33 protein-coding genes are annotated in these 18,437 nt (G+C 43.1%); all 33 read right to left on the bottom strand.

Translation table 11 applies throughout. From position 1 onward, the window contains the following. Positions 1-149: 149 nt before the first annotated feature. Positions 150-683, bottom strand: a complete 534-nt coding sequence (rplQ, locus tag EIP89_RS09850) for a 50S ribosomal protein L17 (RefSeq protein ID WP_124398513.1) — start codon at positions 681-683, stop codon at positions 150-152. 3 nt (positions 684-686) lie between these two features. Next, on the bottom strand, positions 687-1,679 hold the full coding sequence (locus tag EIP89_RS09845) for a DNA-directed RNA polymerase subunit alpha (protein ID WP_124398512.1): 993 nt from the start codon (positions 1,677-1,679) through the stop codon (positions 687-689). A gap of 21 nt (positions 1,680-1,700) precedes the next feature. Beyond that, positions 1,701-2,297: a 30S ribosomal protein S4 gene (gene rpsD, locus EIP89_RS09840; RefSeq protein WP_124398511.1), complete on the bottom strand. Its 597-nt coding sequence runs from the start codon at positions 2,295-2,297 to the stop codon at positions 1,701-1,703. A 20-nt stretch (positions 2,298-2,317) separates the two neighbouring features. Then, a complete protein-coding gene (rpsK, locus tag EIP89_RS09835) occupies positions 2,318-2,707 on the bottom strand; it encodes a 30S ribosomal protein S11 (RefSeq protein ID WP_124398510.1) in 390 nt (129 codons plus the stop codon). 13 nt (positions 2,708-2,720) lie between these two features. Further along, on the bottom strand, positions 2,721-3,098 hold the full coding sequence (gene rpsM, locus EIP89_RS09830; RefSeq protein WP_124398509.1) for a 30S ribosomal protein S13: 378 nt from the start codon (positions 3,096-3,098) through the stop codon (positions 2,721-2,723). Positions 3,099-3,109: 11 nt separating this feature from the next. Next, positions 3,110-3,226: a type B 50S ribosomal protein L36 gene (gene ykgO, locus EIP89_RS09825; protein WP_037360644.1), complete on the bottom strand. Its 117-nt coding sequence runs from the start codon at positions 3,224-3,226 to the stop codon at positions 3,110-3,112. Positions 3,227-3,232: 6 nt separating this feature from the next. Beyond that, positions 3,233-3,448, bottom strand: a complete 216-nt coding sequence (infA, locus tag EIP89_RS09820; RefSeq protein ID WP_124398508.1) for a translation initiation factor IF-1 — start codon at positions 3,446-3,448, stop codon at positions 3,233-3,235. Positions 3,449-3,458: 10 nt separating this feature from the next. After that, positions 3,459-4,805 (bottom strand): preprotein translocase subunit SecY, encoded by a 1,347-nt coding sequence (gene secY, locus EIP89_RS09815; RefSeq protein ID WP_124398507.1) that lies wholly within the window; start codon positions 4,803-4,805, stop codon positions 3,459-3,461. 10 nt (positions 4,806-4,815) lie between these two features. Next, the gene (gene rplO / locus EIP89_RS09810) at positions 4,816-5,265 is read right to left on the bottom strand and encodes a 50S ribosomal protein L15 (RefSeq protein ID WP_124398506.1); all 450 of its coding nucleotides are present in this window, start codon (positions 5,263-5,265) and stop codon (positions 4,816-4,818) included. 3 nt (positions 5,266-5,268) lie between these two features. Further along, positions 5,269-5,448, bottom strand: a complete 180-nt coding sequence (gene rpmD / locus EIP89_RS09805; protein WP_124398505.1) for a 50S ribosomal protein L30 — start codon at positions 5,446-5,448, stop codon at positions 5,269-5,271. An 11-nt stretch (positions 5,449-5,459) separates the two neighbouring features. Beyond that, positions 5,460-5,981 (bottom strand): 30S ribosomal protein S5, encoded by a 522-nt coding sequence (rpsE, locus tag EIP89_RS09800; RefSeq protein ID WP_124398504.1) that lies wholly within the window; start codon positions 5,979-5,981, stop codon positions 5,460-5,462. Between the two features lie 3 nt (positions 5,982-5,984). Next, a complete protein-coding gene (gene rplR / locus EIP89_RS09795; protein ID WP_124398503.1) occupies positions 5,985-6,347 on the bottom strand; it encodes a 50S ribosomal protein L18 in 363 nt (120 codons plus the stop codon). A gap of 3 nt (positions 6,348-6,350) precedes the next feature. After that, positions 6,351-6,911: a 50S ribosomal protein L6 gene (gene rplF / locus EIP89_RS09790; RefSeq protein ID WP_124398502.1), complete on the bottom strand. Its 561-nt coding sequence runs from the start codon at positions 6,909-6,911 to the stop codon at positions 6,351-6,353. 13 nt (positions 6,912-6,924) lie between these two features. Next, on the bottom strand, positions 6,925-7,326 hold the full coding sequence (rpsH, locus tag EIP89_RS09785; protein ID WP_124398501.1) for a 30S ribosomal protein S8: 402 nt from the start codon (positions 7,324-7,326) through the stop codon (positions 6,925-6,927). Between the two features lie 25 nt (positions 7,327-7,351). Further along, on the bottom strand, positions 7,352-7,621 hold the full coding sequence (gene rpsN / locus EIP89_RS09780) for a 30S ribosomal protein S14 (protein ID WP_124398500.1): 270 nt from the start codon (positions 7,619-7,621) through the stop codon (positions 7,352-7,354). A gap of 4 nt (positions 7,622-7,625) precedes the next feature. Continuing rightward, on the bottom strand, positions 7,626-8,180 hold the full coding sequence (gene rplE, locus EIP89_RS09775) for a 50S ribosomal protein L5 (protein WP_124398499.1): 555 nt from the start codon (positions 8,178-8,180) through the stop codon (positions 7,626-7,628). Positions 8,181-8,182: 2 nt separating this feature from the next. Then, entirely contained in the window at positions 8,183-8,500 is a 318-nt protein-coding gene (gene rplX / locus EIP89_RS09770; RefSeq protein WP_124398498.1) for a 50S ribosomal protein L24, read from the bottom strand. Positions 8,501-8,512: 12 nt separating this feature from the next. Next, positions 8,513-8,881 carry a 50S ribosomal protein L14 gene (gene rplN / locus EIP89_RS09765; RefSeq protein WP_124398497.1) on the bottom strand — a complete coding sequence of 123 codons (369 nt, stop codon included), beginning with the start codon at positions 8,879-8,881 and terminating at the stop codon, positions 8,513-8,515. 1 nt (position 8,882) lies between these two features. Then, positions 8,883-9,152, bottom strand: a complete 270-nt coding sequence (gene rpsQ, locus EIP89_RS09760) for a 30S ribosomal protein S17 (protein WP_124398496.1) — start codon at positions 9,150-9,152, stop codon at positions 8,883-8,885. 11 nt (positions 9,153-9,163) lie between these two features. After that, the gene (gene rpmC, locus EIP89_RS09755; protein WP_124398495.1) at positions 9,164-9,361 is read right to left on the bottom strand and encodes a 50S ribosomal protein L29; all 198 of its coding nucleotides are present in this window, start codon (positions 9,359-9,361) and stop codon (positions 9,164-9,166) included. 6 nt (positions 9,362-9,367) lie between these two features. Next, entirely contained in the window at positions 9,368-9,796 is a 429-nt protein-coding gene (gene rplP, locus EIP89_RS09750) for a 50S ribosomal protein L16 (RefSeq protein WP_124398494.1), read from the bottom strand. Between the two features lie 11 nt (positions 9,797-9,807). Further along, positions 9,808-10,542 carry a 30S ribosomal protein S3 gene (gene rpsC, locus EIP89_RS09745; RefSeq protein ID WP_124398493.1) on the bottom strand — a complete coding sequence of 245 codons (735 nt, stop codon included), beginning with the start codon at positions 10,540-10,542 and terminating at the stop codon, positions 9,808-9,810. Positions 10,543-10,545: 3 nt separating this feature from the next. Beyond that, a complete protein-coding gene (rplV, locus tag EIP89_RS09740) occupies positions 10,546-10,956 on the bottom strand; it encodes a 50S ribosomal protein L22 (protein ID WP_124398492.1) in 411 nt (136 codons plus the stop codon). 11 nt (positions 10,957-10,967) lie between these two features. Beyond that, the gene (gene rpsS / locus EIP89_RS09735) at positions 10,968-11,249 is read right to left on the bottom strand and encodes a 30S ribosomal protein S19 (RefSeq protein WP_124398491.1); all 282 of its coding nucleotides are present in this window, start codon (positions 11,247-11,249) and stop codon (positions 10,968-10,970) included. A gap of 5 nt (positions 11,250-11,254) precedes the next feature. Then, positions 11,255-12,079, bottom strand: a complete 825-nt coding sequence (rplB, locus tag EIP89_RS09730; protein WP_124398490.1) for a 50S ribosomal protein L2 — start codon at positions 12,077-12,079, stop codon at positions 11,255-11,257. Positions 12,080-12,081: 2 nt separating this feature from the next. Next, a complete protein-coding gene (rplW, locus tag EIP89_RS09725) occupies positions 12,082-12,372 on the bottom strand; it encodes a 50S ribosomal protein L23 (RefSeq protein ID WP_124398489.1) in 291 nt (96 codons plus the stop codon). Between the two features lie 3 nt (positions 12,373-12,375). Next, the gene (gene rplD / locus EIP89_RS09720; protein WP_124398488.1) at positions 12,376-13,005 is read right to left on the bottom strand and encodes a 50S ribosomal protein L4; all 630 of its coding nucleotides are present in this window, start codon (positions 13,003-13,005) and stop codon (positions 12,376-12,378) included. After that, positions 13,005-13,622, bottom strand: a complete 618-nt coding sequence (gene rplC, locus EIP89_RS09715) for a 50S ribosomal protein L3 (protein ID WP_124398487.1) — start codon at positions 13,620-13,622, stop codon at positions 13,005-13,007. Before rplC ends, rplD begins: the two co-directional genes overlap by 1 nt. Before the next feature lie 15 nt (positions 13,623-13,637). Then, a complete protein-coding gene (rpsJ, locus tag EIP89_RS09710) occupies positions 13,638-13,943 on the bottom strand; it encodes a 30S ribosomal protein S10 (protein ID WP_124398486.1) in 306 nt (101 codons plus the stop codon). 9 nt (positions 13,944-13,952) lie between these two features. Beyond that, positions 13,953-16,082, bottom strand: a complete 2,130-nt coding sequence (fusA, locus tag EIP89_RS09705) for an elongation factor G (protein WP_124398485.1) — start codon at positions 16,080-16,082, stop codon at positions 13,953-13,955. A 3-nt stretch (positions 16,083-16,085) separates the two neighbouring features. Next, positions 16,086-16,556 (bottom strand): 30S ribosomal protein S7, encoded by a 471-nt coding sequence (gene rpsG, locus EIP89_RS09700; protein WP_124398484.1) that lies wholly within the window; start codon positions 16,554-16,556, stop codon positions 16,086-16,088. 17 nt (positions 16,557-16,573) lie between these two features. After that, the gene (gene rpsL, locus EIP89_RS09695) at positions 16,574-16,993 is read right to left on the bottom strand and encodes a 30S ribosomal protein S12 (RefSeq protein ID WP_124398483.1); all 420 of its coding nucleotides are present in this window, start codon (positions 16,991-16,993) and stop codon (positions 16,574-16,576) included. Positions 16,994-17,211: 218 nt separating this feature from the next. Further along, a complete protein-coding gene (locus EIP89_RS09690; RefSeq protein ID WP_245966138.1) occupies positions 17,212-18,405 on the bottom strand; it encodes a hypothetical protein in 1,194 nt (397 codons plus the stop codon). Positions 18,406-18,437 lie beyond the last annotated feature (32 nt).

Below are 18,437 nucleotides of genomic sequence, written 5' to 3'. Positions count from 1 at the left end.
TCAAAAATCAATTTTTTGAAATATCACTACCAAAAACCTGCTTTAAGTCTAATTCATTTTTTGTAACATTAAATACCATTTAAAAACTGATAAAAAAAAGCTGCCCTCTTTTAGGACAGCTTCTTTTGAAATCGATATACTTTGAAATTCTACGCCTTATCAGCTTCATTAGTTTCCGTTGACTCGGCAATGTTTTCAGCTTGTGATTGAGTGGTGGCCGATTCGGTTTGTGTTGCTGCTTCAGTAACAGATTGAGCTGATTTTGATTTGCCACCTCTGCGACTTCTGCGGGTCTTCTTAGCAGATTTATCGTTGGTGTAAAGGGTGTTGTAATCTACCAGCTCGATCAAAGCCATTTCAGCATTGTCGCCGAGTCGATTTCCTAATTTGATGATTCGGGTATAGCCTCCCGGTCTATCAGCCACTTTTACAGATATTTCCCTGAAAAGTTCTGTAACGGCATATTTATTTTTCAGATAAGAGAATGCTATACGGCGGTTGTGCGTATTGTCTTCCTTTGAGCGAGTGATCAAAGGTTCAACGAATTTTCTCAATTCACGCGCCTTGGCCAGTGTTGTGGTAATTCTTTTGTGCAGCAAGAGGGAGCTCGCCATATTGGAGAGCATATTTTTGCGGTGACCGGCTTTTCTGCCAAGGTGGTTTACTTTGCGTCCGTGTCTCATTTTTTATTCCTTGTCTAATTTGTATTTTGATAAGTCCATTCCGAAGTAGAGGCCTTTTGACTCGATGAGTTCCTCCAACTCGGTGAGCGACTTCTTTCCAAAATTTCTGAATTTCATCAAATCTTGTTTGGTGTACGACACCAGATCTCCGAGGGTTTCGACTTCCGCAGCCTTCAAGCAGTTAAGCGCTCTCACTGAAAGATCGAGATCTGTGAGTTTTGTTTTTAGCAAGTTGCGCATGCGGATGATCTCCTCGTCGAATGTGTCAGGCTCTTCTACCTTAACTGGCTCTACATTTACCAGCTTGTCAGAGAAGAGCATGAAGTGCTCGATCAAGATTTTTGCTGCCTCGGTGAGGGCATCTTGAGGGGTGATGCTACCATCTGTTACGATCTCGATGATGAGCTTTTCGTAGTCAGTTTTCTGCTCTACACGATAGTTCTCAATGCTGTATTTGACATTTTTAATCGGCGTGTAAATGGTATCGAGAAAGATGGTACCCAGTGGAGCAGTACTTTTTTTGTTTTCTTCAGCTGGCACATACCCTCTACCCTTGTCGATGGTAAACTCGATGTTGAGTGTAACGGAGGGGTCGAGATTGCAAATTACAAGCTCCGGATTCAGCACTTTGAAAGCAGAGATGAACTTTCCCAAATCACCAGCAGTGATGCGGTTCATTCCGCTAAAAGAGGCTTTAACAAGCTCATTTTCCTGAGAAGGAATTTGATTTTTCAGGCGAACTTGTTTGAAGTTTAAAACCATTTCCGTTACATCTTCTACTACGCCTTTTATAGTAGAAAACTCATGCTCTACACCATCGATTCGTATGGAAGAAATGGCATATCCGTCGAGTGAAGACAGCAGAACCCTGCGAAGGGCATTGCCCACTGTCAGACCATAGCCGGGTTCTAAAGGTCTAAATTCAAACTGACCTTCAAAGTCGTTGCTATGAATTAAAATAACTTTATCAGGCTTTTGAAAATTTAAAATAGCCATAGAATCAGGTGTTTGAATTAATTATTTAGAGTACAACTCGACGATAAGCTGTTCCTTGATGTTTTCTGGGATTTGCTCGCGCTGTGGAGCGTTTAGCACTCGGCCTGAGGCAGTAGCGCTGTTCCATTCGAGCCAATCCATCTTTGTGCCTTTCGTAAGATTAATTGCTTCGAGAGACCTTGATTTCTCTCTTACAGACACCACATCTCCAGGCTTTAAGTGATATGACGGAATGTTGATTACTTCACCATTTACCTCAATATGGCGATGGCTAACCAACTGACGAGCAGCTCTGCGAGTGGGAGCAATGCCGAGGCGATACACTACGTTGTCGAGCCTCATTTCGCAGAGCTGAAGCAAAATTTCCCCAGTAATACCTTTTGCTCTGTTAGCCTTTTCAAAGAGATTTCTGAATTGCTTTTCGAGAATTCCGTAGGTGTACTTCGCCTTTTGCTTCTCAGCAAGCTGTATGGCGTATTCTGATTTTTTACCTCTCTTACGGGTAAAACCATGCATGCCCGGAGGATAGTTTTTGCGCTCCAGGGCTTTATCTGGGCCGAAGATTGGCTCTCCAAATCTTCTGGCTATTTTTGATAACGGACCTCTGTATCGTGCCATTTGGATGATTAAAATTGTTATTATACTCTTCTTTTCTTAGGCGGACGGCAGCCGTTGTGAGGAATTGGTGTTACGTCCACTATTTCAGTTACTTCTATACCAGTATTGTGGATGGTTCGGATGGCTGATTCTCTACCAGCTCCTGGACCTTTTACATATACTTTCACTTTTTTCAATCCGGCTTCAAGAGCATTCTTAGCGGCATCTTCAGCGGCCATCTGTGCAGCGTAAGGGGTATTTTTCTTTGAACCTCTGAAGCCCATTTTACCAGCTGACGACCAGCTGATTACCTGACCGTTTAAATTTGTGAGAGATATAATGATGTTGTTAAAGGTAGCATTGATGTGCGCCTCACCGGCGGCCTCTACTTTTACAATGCGCTTTTTTACTGTTTTGGTATTTTTAGCCATAGGTATTCAATGATTATTTGGTGGCTTTCTTCTTATTAGCTACAGTCTTTCTCTTACCCTTGCGTGTGCGGGCGTTGGTCTTTGTTCTTTGTCCGCGAACTGGAAGACCATTGCGGTGTCTGATACCTCTGTAGCAACCGATATCCATCAGACGTTTGATGTTGAGCTGAATTTCAGACCTCAGCTCACCTTCAACCTTAAAGTTTTCAGAGATCACTTTGCGGATAGCCTGGATTTGCTCATCGGTCCAGTTCTGTACTTTGGTATCGTAATCAACGCCAGCCATATCGAGTATAGTACGAGCACGGCTTCTGCCGATACCGAAGATATAGGTCAGGCCTATTTCTCCTCTTTTGTTCTTTGGTAAATCAATACCTGCAATTCTGGCCATAGTTCAAAGTTTTACCCTTGTCTTTGTTTGTATTTTGGATTCTTTTTGTTAATGACATACAGTCTGCCCTTTCTGCGCACGATTTTGCATTCAGGACTTCTTTTTTTGAGAGATGCTCTTACTTTCATGATGGATTAATATCTATAAATGATTCTTGCTTTGGTTAAATCGTAGGGTGAAATTTCCATTTTCACTTTGTCACCTGGCAAAAGGCGGATGTAGTTCATTCGCATTTTACCAGAAATATGTGCGGTTACCACGTGGCCATTTTCGAGTTCCACTCTGAAGATGGCGTTTGAAAGTGCTTCGATAATGGTTCCGTCTTGTTCGATTAGAGCCTGCTTTGCCATTTAGTAGATTTTATTGTTCAACCGAAATGGATGATCTACCTCTAATCCTACCACTCTGGATCAAGCCATCGTAATGTCTTGCCAGTAAATAGCTTTCAATTTGCTGTAAAGTGTCTATTACTACACCCACCATAATTAAAAGCGAGGTGCCACCGTAGAAGTAGGCAAACTGCGTAGTAACCCCAGCTTGCATTGCAAAGGCTGGAAGTATAGCAATGATTGCCAAAAAGATAGCCCCGGGCAGTGTAATTCGAGACAAAATGAGGTCGATGTATTCAGCGGTTGGCTTACCAGGTTTAATACCCGGAATAAATCCCCCGTTGCGTTTCAGATCATCAGCCATTTGATTGGTATTGATCTGAATAGCAGTATAGAAGTAAGTGAAAAGGATGATTAAAACAGCAAACAGGAAATTGTACCAAAAGCCACTGATATTGCCAAATAGAGAAACTATCCACCCGAGATTGTCGGTAGCGCCGGCATAGGTAAGAATTGTAATTGGTATGAACATGATTGCTTGGGCAAAAATGATCGGCATCACCCCTGCAGCATTTACCTTGAGTGGAATATAGCTGCGCGAAAGCTGTGTATCGGCCATACGTCCACCTGCCACGCGTTTAGCGTATTGAACTGGTATCTTTCGGGTAGCCGAAATGAGCGCCACTGAAAAAAGAATCACAACAAATAGAGCGGCTACTTCAATCAAGAATAAGGGAAGACCACCTGTTTGATTCTCAATTTTTGTAATGAGCTCTTGCAGAAAAGCTTGAGGCAATGTAGCAATGATACCAATCATAATGAGCAGCGATATACCATTACCGATTCCTTTATCGGTAATTCGCTCGCCCAGCCACATAGCGAAAATAGTTCCGGTAACTAAAACTAAAATACCAAGAAACCAGAATGTTGAAGGACTGATTGTTATCTGAACCTGCTGAGCAATCAAGTTAGCAAGATAGCCGGGTGCCTGGGCAAGAGTAATGAAGATGGTAAGAATACGAGTGTAGTTGTTTTTCTTTCTCCTACCGCTCTCGCCTTCCTTGTCGAGCTTTTGAATGCTTGGTACCGCGATGCCCAACAATTGTATAACTATACTAGCAGAGATGTATGGCATAATGCCAAGAGCCATTACACTTGCATTGGCAAAAGCTCCTCCTGTGAAAGCGTTGAGAATACCGAGTAAATTATTGTCATCAGTCTGCTGCTGAAGTGCTGAGAGGCTATCGGGGTCTATACCTGGCAGCACCACGTTAGAACCCAGTCTGTACACGAAGAGAAGACCTAAGGTCAGTAGGATCTTTGACCTTAGCTCTTCGATATTCCAGATATTTTTCAGTACTTCAATAAATTTTTTCATTGAATACGGTTTAAATGGTCACTACAGTGCCTCCGGCATTCTGAATAGCCTCTATTGCAGAATTAGAGAATTTGTGAGCTATTACCTCTACTTTAGCTTTGATCTCACCTCTGCCGAGTATTTTGATCAAATCGTTTTTGCTGGCATAGCCATTTTTGACCAAATCTTCCGGAGCGATTCGGTCAGTTACTTTATTGTTGTCGATCAAAGTTTGAAGCACATCGAGGTTGATAGCACGGTATTCAACTCTGTTGATATTTTTGAAACCGTACTTTGGAATTCTTCTCTGCAAGGGCATCTGACCACCTTCAAAACCTCTTTTTATTCTGAAGCCAGAGTGCTGCTTATCACCCTTATGACCGCGAGTAGAAGTGCCTCCGTGTCCTGAACCTTCACCGCGACCAATGCGCTTTTGGCGATGTGTCGATCCTTCAACAGGCCTTAAATTCTCAAGTTTCATTCTTTAAATTTTTTCTACTTTAACAAGGTGTTTTACACGTTCAATGATTCCAGCAATTTGTGGGGTAAGGTCAAATTCGTTGCTGGAGTTAATTTTATTCAGACCCAAGGCTTTCATATTGAGTTTTTGATTTTTTGAAGCCTTGATGGTACTTCTCACTTTGGTTACTCTAACCCTTTCCACGGTGATAGAAATTATTTGTTAAACAACTGATCGAGGGTAATTCCGCGATCTTTAGCTACTTGATATGCATCGCGCATAGAGGTCAATGCTCTGAAAGTGGCTTTTACCACATTGTGTGGGTTTGAGCTACCCTTTGATTTTGCCAGTACGTCGTGAATACCAAACGATTCGAGCACGGCGCGCATAGCACCACCCGCTATCACACCAGTACCATGGCTGGCAGGGCGCAAGAAAACTCTTGAACCTCCATACTTAGCCTCTTGCTCGTGTGGCACAGTATGATTTACAATGGGTATTTTGACGAGGTTCTTTTTAGCATCTTCAACGCCTTTTGCTATAGCTTCAGATACGTCGTTGCTCTTACCTAAGCCATAGCCGGCTATACCATTTTCATTGCCCACCACTACTATGGCTGAGAAGCGGAAGTGACGACCTCCTTTGGTTACCTTAGTAACGCGGTTTACAGCTACAAGGCGATCAACTAATTCAAGACCGCTGGGCTTAACTCTTTGTATATAATTTTTTTGTTTCATCGTTTAAAATTTTAGACCACCTTCACGTGCACCTTCTGCCAAAGCTTTCACTCTTCCGTGGTAGAGGTTTCCACCGCGATCAAAAGCACAAACTTCGATACCTTTTTCAAGCGCCTTAATAGCCAGTGCTTTACCCACTTCACGAGCTGCTTCTACTTTCGTCATTCCTGCAATTTTCTCTCTTATATCTTTTTGCATGGTAGAAGCAGCTACAAGTGTAGTGCCTGTTTCGTCGTTAATGAGCTGTGCATATATTTCGTTGTTGCTTCTAAATACAGACAGGCGCAGACGCTCAGCTGTACCAGAAACAACCTTGCGTATTCTCTTGCGAATTCTCGCTTTGCGTTCAATTTTACTAAGAGCCATGGCTTATTTTTTACCTTTACTTGCAGTTTTACCAGCTTTTCTTCTCACGATTTCGCCTACAAAGCGAATTCCTTTACCCTTGTATGGTTCTGGGCGACGGAAGGACCGAATTTTCGCGCACACCATTCCAAGCAGTTGCTTGTCATGTGATTGCAACTTAATGATAGGGTTTTTACCCTTTTCGTTAATTGTTTCTACTTTAATTTCTTTGGGTAGCTCGATTACAATGTTATGCGAGTATCCAAGAGAGAGGTCCAGTAGTTGACCAGTAGCATTTGCCCTGTAACCAACCCCTACAAGCTCAAGTTGCTTTTCAAAGCCTTGAGTAACGCCTGTTACCATATTGGCTATCAGAGCTCTGTAGAGTCCATGTAGAGCTCTTACAGTTTTTTCATCAGAAGAGCGAGTTAGAGTGATGGTATTACCCTCTTTTTTAATCTCGATTACGGGGTTGTATTTAGTTGTAAGAGTTCCCAATTTACCTTTTACGGTTACCTCGTCCTGACCGATGGTCACTTCGGTACCGGCTGGTATGGTGATGGGAAGTTTACCTATTCTTGACATGACTTAAAAGCGATTAATAAACATAACAAATTACCTCTCCGCCAGTATTTTCTTTTCTGGCTTGCTTGTCGGTCATTACACCCTTGTTGGTAGATATAATGGCGATACCCAACGAGTTGAGCACACGCGGAAGTTCATGTACACCTTTGTAAATGCGAAGACCTGGAGTACTTACTCGCTTAATGCTTCTGATAGCAGGAATGCGATTTACAGGGTCGTACTTGAGAGCTATTTTTAAAATCTCTGGACCCTTTTCGGGCTTTATGGTTTTGTAGCTGTGAATAAAGCCATTTTCTTTTAAGATCCTGGCTATCTCGAGCTTCATCTTTGAAGATGGTGCTTCTACCACCTTGTGTCCTGCTGTCACAGCATTGCGTATTCTGGTAAGAAAATCAGCAATCGGATCGCTGTACATACTTTAATTTTTTATATTAAACAAATTACCAACTTGCCTTTTTTACACCCGGGATCAGACCGTTGTTAGCCATTTCGCGGAACAATACACGCGAAATTCCGAACTGGCGCATGTAACCTCTCGGTCTGCCAGTAAGTTTACAGCGATTGCGCAGTCTTACCGGAGATGAATTTTTTGGGAGCTTCTGAAGTGCTTCATAATCTCCAGCCTTCTTCAGAGCTTCTCTCTTAGCTGCGTATTTGGCTACAAGTTTTTCGCGCTTTCTTTCGCGCGCTTTCATTGACTCTTTTGCCATCTAATTACTTTTTAAAGGGTAATCCAAATAAGGTTAAAAGGGACTTAGCTTCTTTATCGGTTTTGGCAGTTGTCACAATAGTGATATCCATACCCCAGATCTGATTTACTTTGTCGATATCGATTTCAGGGAAGATGATTTGTTCGGTGATGCCCATGTTGTAGTTGCCTCTTCCGTCGAAACCTGTTGCTTTTACACCGTTAAAATCACGAATACGGGGCAGAGCTGCAACCATCAATCTTTCCAAAAATTCGTACATTCTGTCACCTCGCAGGGTTACTTTCACCCCTACAGGCATTCCTTTACGGAGTTTAAAGTTAGAGATGTCTTTCTTTGAGCGTGTAGGAACAGCCTTTTGACCAGCTATTCTGGTGAGCTCATCAACAGCGTATTCGATCAATTTTTTATCTGCTGTCGCTTTACCAAGACCCTGGCTAATCACTATTTTTTCAATACGGGGCACCTGCATAATGCTTTTATAAGAGTACTCTTGCATGAGAGCAGGTACCACCTTTTCTTTATAATGTTTTTTCAGATTAGGAACATATTTAGCTTCCATGATCAAATGATTTCATTGGATTTTTTGGATACACGAATGGGCTTGCCATTCTCATCTCTTTTTCTTGCAATTCGGGTCGGCTGTCCGGTCTTCGGATCGATGAGCATTAGGTTAGAAATGTGAATGGGGGCTTCCATTTCCACAATTTTGCCCTGCGGATTTTGAGCTGAGGGCTTTATGTGGCGTTTCACCATGTTTACGCCTTTTACCACAGCGCGGTATTTATCGCGAATGACTCGGATTACCTCGCCTTCAGCACCTTTGTCATCTCCGGCGATCACTCGAACTTTATCGCCCTTTTTAATGTGAATCTTTACCATTTTTCCAATATTTTAGAGCACCTCAGGTGCTAATGAAATAATCTTCATGTATTGTTTATCGCGAAGCTCACGTGCTACAGGTCCGAATACGCGTGTTCCTCTCATTTCACCTGCGGCATTGAGCAATACACAAGCATTGTCGTCAAAGCGGATGTATGATCCGTCTGGTCTTCTCACCTCTTTTTTAGTGCGCACTACTACTGCGGTGGCTACTTGACCTTTCTTTACGTTTCCAGAGGGCGATGCATCTTTTACAGTTACTACAATTTTATCGCCTACAGATGCGTAGCGACGACCGGTACCGCCTATTACTCGGATAACCAGAACTTCTTTGGCTCCGGTATTATCAGCTACGGTGAGTCTTGATTCCTGTTGTACCATCTTACTTAGCTCTTTCGATTATTTCAACTAATCTCCATCTCTTAGTTTTGCTCAGCGGACGAGTTTCCATTATGCGAACGATATCGCCTACTTTGCATTCGTTCTTCTCATCATGAGCATGAAATTTTTTGGTAGTTTTCATGAACTTACCATATTTCGGGTGCTTCACCTTACGCTCTACAGATACAGCAATTGTCTTATCCATAGCTGTAGAGGTTACAACACCTACGCGCTCTTTTCTAAAATTTCTTTTGGTAGCTACTGCTTCCATTGGGTGAATTATTAGGCTACTTGATTATTTCTTTTTGTCAATTCAGTGAGCATTCTCGCAATGCTTCTTCTTTTGTTGCGTATCTCCATCGGATTTTCTAGTGGAGTGATAGCATGAGTGGCTTTGAGTTTTTCAAGGGCTTTTTTCATTTCGAAAATTTGCTCCTTGAGTTCCTCAGTGGTCATTTGTGATACAACAGATTGTTTCATACGATCTTACAATTGTTGAAGTTGTAAATCTCTGCGCACTACAAAAGAGGTCTTAACCGGCAGCTTTTGAGCTGCTAAACGAAGAGCTTCTTTAGCAACTTCGTAAGGAACGCCATCGATTTCAAACATGATTCGGCCTGGCTTAACTACAGCAGCCCAGTATTCCACATTACCTTTACCTTTACCCATACGAACTTCAAGGGGCTTTTTGGTAATGGGTTTGTCGGGAAATATGCGAATCCAGAGCTGACCTTCTCTCTTCATGTAACGAGTGGCAGCGATACGGGCAGCCTCTATCTGTCGAGCAGTAATCCATGAAGCTTCCAGTGATTTGATGCCGTAGCTTCCAAAGGCGATTGTGGCACCTCTTTGTGAGGCACCTTTCATTCTGCCCTTAAACTGCTTTCTATATTTAGTCTTTTTAGGTTGTAACATCGCACAATATTTTAAACTTTCGACTTTCTCTTACCTTTAGCTGGCTTGGATGGCAGGGCAGGCTTGTCGTTTCCTTTTGTTTTCTTAGAAGTAACACCTAAGAAATTAGACAAGTCTCTTTTGCCATATACCTCACCCTTCATGATCCACACTTTAATGCCAATAAGGCCATAGGTGGTAAGAGCTTCACCAAGGGCATAATCAATGTCAGCTCTAAAGGTGTGAAGGGGAATACGACCATCTTTATAAATCTCGCTTCGGGCCATCTCAGCGCCATTCAGTCTGCCGCTGATCTGCACCTTTATGCCTTCGGCACCCATACGTATGGTAGAGGCGATTGCCATCTTTACAGCTCTCTTATAGCTAACTCTACCTTCAATCTGGCGTGCAATGCTGTCGGCTACAAGTTTAGCATCGAGCTCAGGTCTTTTAATTTCGAAAATGTTGATTTGAACCTCCTTATCAGTAAGCTTTTTGAGCTCTTCGCGCAGTTTTTCTACTTCCTGACCGCTTTTGCCGATGATTACGCCAGGTTTAGCGGTAGTGATGGTTACAGTGATGAGCTTTAAAGTGCGCTCAATAACTATTCTAGAGATGTTTGCTCTGCTGAGGCGTGCGTATAGATACTTGCGTATTTGATAATCTTCAGCAATTTTATCTCCATAGTTACGGCCGCCATACCAGGCTGATTCCCAGCCTCTGATGTAACCTAATCTATTACCTATTGGATTTGTTTTCTGACCCATTTGTTATGCGTTTGAAGGGGTTGAGAGGGTTCCTAATTCGATGAAAACATGGTTTGAGCGCTTTCTGATGCGGTGTGCACGACCCTGAGGAGCCGGCTGAATACGCTTTAGAGTTGGACCACAGCCAACCATTATTTTGCTTACATACAATCCGGCCTCATCTACGTTGGCACCCTCGTTCTTTTGCTGCCATGAATTGATAGCGTTTAAAAGGGCTTTTTCTAGATCACGAGCAGCATGTTTGCCGGTATTTCTGAGGATAAAAAGTGCTTTTTCAACTCTCTGTCCGCGAATGATGTCGGCCACAAGGCGCATCTTACGGGGTGAGGTCGGACAGTTTCTCAGAGTAGCAGTAGCCTTCGGGGCTTTTGCCTGCTTTCTTGCCTCAGCACTTTGTCTTTTTCTTACTCCCATGATGTAATATCTTATTTCTTACCTTTATCTTTTCTATTTCCGGCATGGCCTCTGAAAGTTCTCGTCGGAGCAAACTCGCCTAATTTGTGGCCTACCATATTGTCGGTAATATACACTGGTATGAAAGCTTTACCATTGTGAACAGCTATGGTCTGACCGATAAAATCAGGTGAAATCATAGAGGCTCTTGACCAGGTTTTGATTACAGTCTTCTTGCCGGAAGCTATGTTCTCCTGAATCCGCTTTTCGAGCTTGTAGTGGATATAAGGTCCTTTTTTAAGTGAACGAGCCATTTAGCTTATTTTTTACGACGTTCTATGATCAGTGAATTGGAGTACTTCTTTCTGTTTCTGGTCTTGTATCCTTTGGCAGGAATACCTTTCCTTGATCTTGGATGACCACCAGAAGCGCGACCTTCACCACCACCCATGGGGTGATCTACCGGGTTCATGGCTACACCACGTGTGCGAGGTCTACGACCGAGCCAGCGACTTCTCCCAGCCTTACCACTAACTACCAGTGAGTGATCACTGTTTGAAACAGATCCGATCATAGCCTTGCAAGTCACGAGGATCTGACGGGTTTCACCGCTTGGCAATTTTACAACTGCGTATTTGCCATCGCGAGCCAGGAGTTGAGCGAAAGAGCCGGCTGATCGAACAATCTTTGCACCCTGTCCGGGCTTTAGTTCTATACAGCTGATGATTGTACCGAGGGGTATATCAGAAAGATAGAGCGCATTGCCTAAATCAGGCGTAGCACTCTTGCCGCTCATTACAGTCATACCTACTGTAAGACCATTAGGGGCTATGATGTACCGCTTTTCGCCATCCACATAATGTAAGAGCGCAATAAAAGCACTTCGGTTTGGATCGTACTCGATTGTTGCAACTTTTGCAGGAATGCCCTCCTTATCTCTTTTAAAATCGATGACGCGGTACATTCTCTTATGACCACCGCCGTGATAGCGCATGGTCATCTTGCCAGTATTATTGCGACCGCCGGTTTTCTTTTTTGGAACGAGCAGCGATTTCTCGGGAGTTGATGTTGTGATTGCATCAAATCCATTGATTACTCTAAACCGCGTACCCGGAGTGACCGGCTTTAATTTTCTAAGACCCATCGTTAAATGTTTTCGTATATGTTAATTACTTCACCACTTCTTACCTTGACATAGGCCTTCTTGAATTTTGGCTTTCTACCCTGTATCATTCCAGCTTTCGTGTATTTAACCACCCTTTTTGCCGGCATGATAGCAGTATTTACGCTTTCCACATTAACTCCATAAGCCTCTTCAATAGCCTTTTTTATCTGAATTTTATTGGCGTCTGTCTGCACACGAAAACAATACACACCTTTCTTCTCAGAGAGGCGATTTGCCTTTTCGGTGATAATTGGTTTTATTAAGATGCTCATGACTTACTTGGTTAATGTGTCCTGAATTTTTCCCAAAGCACTCTCAGATATGAGGAGATTTTGAGCATTCATAATCTGATAAGTGTTTAATTCAGAGGCAATTACAACTTTTGATTGCTCTAAATTTCGGGACGACAAATATACGTTGTTATCTTTATCCCCGATGATCACAAGTGATTTTTTATCAGCCAATTGCAAGTTTTTTAAAATATTAAGAAAATCTTTTGTTTTTGGCTTTTCGAGGGTAAAATCCTCAACCACTGTGATCGCGTTTTCGGCAGCTTTCGCTGAAAGAGCAGAGCGACGAGCCAGACGAATGGTTTTTATGTTGAGACGAACTACATAGTCGTGGGGTCTTGGACCAAACACGGTACCACCCCCTCTGTGGATGGGGCTTTTCAAAGATCCGTGGCGAGCACCTCCAGTTCCCTTTTGACGGTGGTGCTTTTTGGTGGTGCGAGCTACCTCGGCACGTTCTTTAGTCTTATGAGTACCTTGCCGCTGATGAGCCAGATATCTTTTGATATCGAGATATACTGATTGTGTATGAGGCTGAATTCCAAAGACGCGCTCATCAAGAGTTACCTTGCGGCCTGTATCTTTTCCCTCTATGGTATATACTGATAGTTCCATTACTTCTCAATAATTAAAAATGAGTTTTTATGACCTGGTACAGCGCCTTTTACAAGCAGTAGATTTTTTTCTACATCTACTTTTACTACTTTCAGGTTCTTTACTGTAACGCGCTTGCCTCCTGTTCTTCCGGCCATGCGCAAACCTTTCACCACGTGACCCGGATAAGAACCAGGACCAATTGAACCTGGGTGACGTGCTCTGTTGTGCTGACCGTGAGTGCTCTCTCCTACCCCACCAAATCCGTGGCGCTTGACTACGCCCTGAAAACCTTTACCTTTTGAAATACCGGCCACATCTACTATGTCTCCCTCTTTGAAGATTTCGACATTTACGATCTGGCCAAGTTCATAGGTAGTACCATTTACATCGAATTCAGCCAATTTTTGTTTTGGGGTAGTTTTGGCTTTTTCAAAGTGTCCGAGGAGAGGTTGAGGGGTATTTTTTGGCTTTCTTTCGCCGAAGGCGAGCTGAACAGCCTCATATCCATCAACGTCCTTTGTTTTTACTTGTGTTACCACACAAGGACCAGCTTCTATCACAGTGCAAGGAATCATTTTTCCGTCGGCACTGAAAATGCTAGTCATTCCTATTTTACGTCCTATTAAACCGGGCATGATGTATTGAGGTATTTACACTTTAATTTCTACTTCTACTCCACTTGGAAGCTCGAGCTTCATAAGGGCATCAATGGTTTTGGCAGATGAGCTGTAGATGTCGAGCAGTCTTTTGAAAGAACTAAGCTCAAATTGCTCTCTACTCTTTTTATTTACGTGTGGTGAGCGGAGTACTGTGTAGATGCGCTTATCGGTAGGTAACGGAATGGGCCCGTTAACCACAGCGCCAGTACTCTTCACGGTTTTTACGATCTTCTCGGCTGATTTATCTACGAGGTTGTGATCGTAACTTTTGAGTTTAATTCGAATTCTTTGGCTCATGTGTGAGGTTTAATTAACTGTCTGTCCTTTTACTTTAGCAATTACTTCGTCGGCTATGTTCTTGGGTGTTTCAGCATAGTGGCTGAATTCCATTGATGAAGTTGCACGCCCTGAAGAAAGGGTTCTCAAAGTGGTAACATAACCGAACATTTCAGAGAGGGGTACCAAAGCTTTGATCACCTTAGAACCTGCTCTGTCGTCCATAGAAACTACCTGACCTCTACGGCGGTTAAGGTCGCCCACGATGTCTCCCATGTTTTCTTCGGGTGTTACCACTTCAAGCTTCATGATGGGCTCGAGAATCACTGGATTTGCCTTTTTGGCGGCTTCTTTGAAGCCAAGTTTGGCTGCAAGCTCGAAGGAGAGCGAGTCAGAGTCCACTGCGTGGTAAGAACCATCGATCAGGGTAACTTTCATTCCTTCTACTTCGTATCCAGCTAAAGGACCATTTTTCATAGCCTCTTTAAAGCCTTTTTCTACGGAAGGAATGTATTCTTTAGGTACGTTACCACCTTTAACTTCATTGATGAATTCGAGGCCTGATTTACCTTCTTCAGCTGGTTCGAGGCGGAAGATGATATCAGCATACTTACCGCGACCACCGGTTTGCTTCTTGTAGAGCTCGCGATGTTCAACTGCGGTTGTAAGGGCTTCTTTGTACTCTACCTGAGGCTGACCTACGTTTACTTCAACTTTAAACTCGCGCTTCAGGCGGTCGACAATAATCTCGAGGTGAAGCTCACCCATACCACTAATGATGGTCTGCCCGGTGGCTTCATCAGTTTTCACTTGGAAAGTAGGATCTTCTTCAGCAAGTTTCGAAAGTGCCATACCGAGCTTATCGATATCAGCCTTTGTCTTGGGTTCAACGGCGATACCAATCACTGGCTCGGGGAATACCATACTTTCGAGCACTATTGGATGTTTCTCGTCGCAGAGAGTATCACCTGTCTTAATGTCCTTGAATCCAACTCCTGCACCGATATCACCGGCTTCGATGAAGTCGATTGGATTCTGTTTATTGGCATGCATCTGGTACACGCGGGAAATTCTCTCCTTATTACCGGTACGAGAATTTAATACATATGAGCCTGAATCCAGCTTACCCGAATACACTCTGAAGAAGGCCAGACGACCTACATATGGGTCAGTAGCAATCTTGAAAGCCAAGGCACAGAATGGCTCGGTTGGTAATGGTTTGCGCTTAATTTCTTGTCCGGTGTTGGGATCGGTACCTGTGATTGCTTCTTTGTCGAGTGGTGAAGGAAGGTAGAGACATACTGCATCTAGCAGAAACTGCACGCCCTTGTTTTTGAAGGCACTACCGCAGAGCATCGGCACGATGCGCATTTCGATAGTAGCTTTACGAAGTGCAGCATTAATCTCGTCTTCAGTGATGGAATCAGGGTCTTCAAAGAATTTCTCCATGATTCTATCGTCCACCTCAGCTACTGCTTCGATGAGCTCGTTTCTATATTTTTCAACCTCATCCTTCATGTCATCGGGGATGGGGATAACATCGAAGGTGGCACCTTGTGTTTCATCGTGCCATACAATGGCGCGCATTTTTACAAGGTCAACAATGCCCTTGAATGTTTCTTCTGCTCCGATGGGCAGTACGATGGGCACAGCCTTAGATTTAAGCATCTCACGTACCTGACGGCACACAGCGAGAAAGTCTGCACCCTGGCGGTCCATTTTATTTACAAAGCCCATGCGAGGCACTTTGTAGTTATCGGCAAGGCGCCAGTTGGTTTCAGACTGTGGCTCTACACCATCAACAGCTGAAAATAAGAATACCAGACCGTCGAGAACGCGAAGCGAACGGTTTACCTCCACAGTAAAGTCAACGTGGCCTGGAGTATCTATGATATTGAAGTGATATTCTTTAGACTCGGGTATGTTGCGGCCTTGCTCAGTTGGGAAGTTCCAACGGCAGGTAGTAGCAGCTGAAGTAATGGTAATACCTCTTTCTTGCTCTTGCTCCATCCAGTCCATGGTAGCAGCTCCATCGTGTACTTCACCTATCTTGTGGGTCTTACCGGTGTAGTACAGAATACGCTCTGTAGTAGTGGTCTTTCCAGCATCGATGTGAGCTGCGATACCAATATTTCTAGTATAATTAAGATCTCTAGCCATATTTTAAACTTTGAAGTGAGCAAATGCCTTGTTAGCTTCAGCCATTTTATGTGTGTCAATTCTTTTCTTTACAGCAGCTCCTTCTTCTTTAGCTGCAGCGAGGATCTCATTGGCCAGGCGGAGAGACATGGTTTTTTCATTTCTCTTTCTGCTGAATTGAATGAGCCACTTGATAGCCAATGAAACTTTTCTGTCGGGACGGATTGGCACCGGAATCTGAAAGTTAGCACCACCTACCCGACGGCTTCTTACCTCTACGTGAGGCATTACGTTTGTAAGAGCTTGCTTCCAAACTTCAAGTCCATTAGGCTTTTCAGACTTGCGCTCCACTATTTGTATAGCTTCATAAAAAATCTTAAAGGCCTTTTCCTTTTTGCCTTCGTACATTAGGTTATTCACAAACCTTGTAACGAGCTGATCGCCATACACGGGGTCTGGCAATAAAATTCTTTTTTTAGCTCTACCTTTTCTCATTTGTATTCAGCTATGAATTACTTTTTACCTTTACCTTTAGCTGCTGGGGCTGCTGCAGCTGCACCCTTTTTCGGACGCTTGGCGCCATACTTACTTCTTCTCTGACGACGACCTTCTACACCGGCTGTATCAAGTGCTCCGCGCACAATGTGATATCTTACACCGGGCAAGTCCTTCACACGGCCGCCTCTTACAAGTACGATAGAGTGCTCCTGCAAGTTGTGGCCCTCGCCTGGTATATAGGCGTTTACTTCATTGCCATTGGTTAGCCTTACACGGGCCACCTTACGCATGGCTGAGTTCGGTTTCTTCGGGGTAGTGGTATACACACGTGTACATACCCCTCTTCTTTGAGGGCAAGCCGTAAGTGCTATTGACTTGCTCTTCTTTTTAATCTTGGTTCTTCCTTTTCTAACCAGTTGTTGAATGGTTGGCATATGATTGCAAAAAATAAATTTCTTGTTTTACAATAAAATATACCCCCGTTAATTGGGGCTGCAAATGTACATATTTTTTTTTCCTGACAAATAAGTAATTATGCTTTTTTTTCCCGGCGGTTTTTCACCGATTGATTTAAGCCTTATTTAGGTACTTCGCGGGTTTTACTTGAGTAAAAAATGTTTTTGAGCAAGAATTTTTAAGCGTCCTTTAACTTTTAAAGGCCGTTAAAAAAGTTCATGATTTCCTTCTGAATCGAAGGATTCACAGCTACAGCCATAGCAACAGAGATCAATAGACCTAATAAAGCAAAAAGTGCATCGCGCCACACGAGCTTAAATACTATCGGCAGTTTTTTCTGCTTGATCGTTGTGTAAAGGGGTGATAAATTCATTGAAATCTCCCGACCGGCCAACAATCCAAGAAAGACCCATGTAGTACTCATGGGGATATTGCTCAAGTTCTGGAAAAACAAAAGGATCATCGCGTAAATAAAATCAATGATCGTAGCTCCGCGAACGTCTTTTACGGCTGATTTCTCGTTAATAATATTCTGTATTTTCCCTCCTCTGAAATAAAGCAGTAAGCCGATGCCGAAGAATACATAGCTTACAAATGCTAAAAATTCGTATATAGAAAGACTGCGAGGCAAAAACACAGCAATGTTAGCTGCATCTTGCATCAGCCATACTGACCAAAGCACGCCAGAGGTAAACCACTGTAAAGCTGTCCAAATGGGGTGTGCTTTTCCTTTGTTTAGGTTGTTTATCCCTTTGGCAAAAACAAACCAAACGCTTAAAGATACCACAAAAGCAATCACATACCCGAAAAGGCTTTTTTGCAAGACGCTCATAATGCCTGAACTCGTAGCCGAAAATGTACTGAGCAGCAAAAAAGTAGTTGATACAGGCATCCTCAATCGTGTGAGAATGAGTAGGACAAGCGGGGCGGCTAATTGTAAAAAGGTAAAAGATTCCGGGACCTTTTCAAATCCTTTGGATTGCAATCGTTGAAAAGATACATCGCCATCATAGATTATCCACCCTGTAGTCATCGTAACCAAAAAAATACCGCCTATAAAAAGCCAAAGTACCCACCACTTTTTATCAGCATTCGACGACAAAAAGGTTCCTATGGTCTGAATGGAATCATTGGCTATAGCACTGTAGCCCGCAAACGCAAAACCCAGCCACATAGCCACCTTTGGGTAAGGATAAAAAATGCCGGCTATGATAAAAAAAATGATGATCGATTGTAAAAATTGGCGTTCCTTCCAAAGAAAGAGACGTAAAACTCTATATCTGCGACCTATTAATACCGAACTGAAATCTAAACTCAATAAGTCGAAGGCAAGGGATTGATTTTTTGAAGATGTATTTTTTTTGGATTTGGAAGATTTGCCGGAAGGCATAAAATACAATTTAGATCGGGCTGCGAAGATAT

The sequence above is a fragment of the Thermaurantimonas aggregans genome, assembly GCF_003851885.1.
Lineage (GTDB): Bacteria > Bacteroidota > Bacteroidia > Flavobacteriales > Schleiferiaceae > Thermaurantimonas > Thermaurantimonas aggregans.
This window is presented reverse-complemented; position numbering and strand designations above follow the sequence as displayed.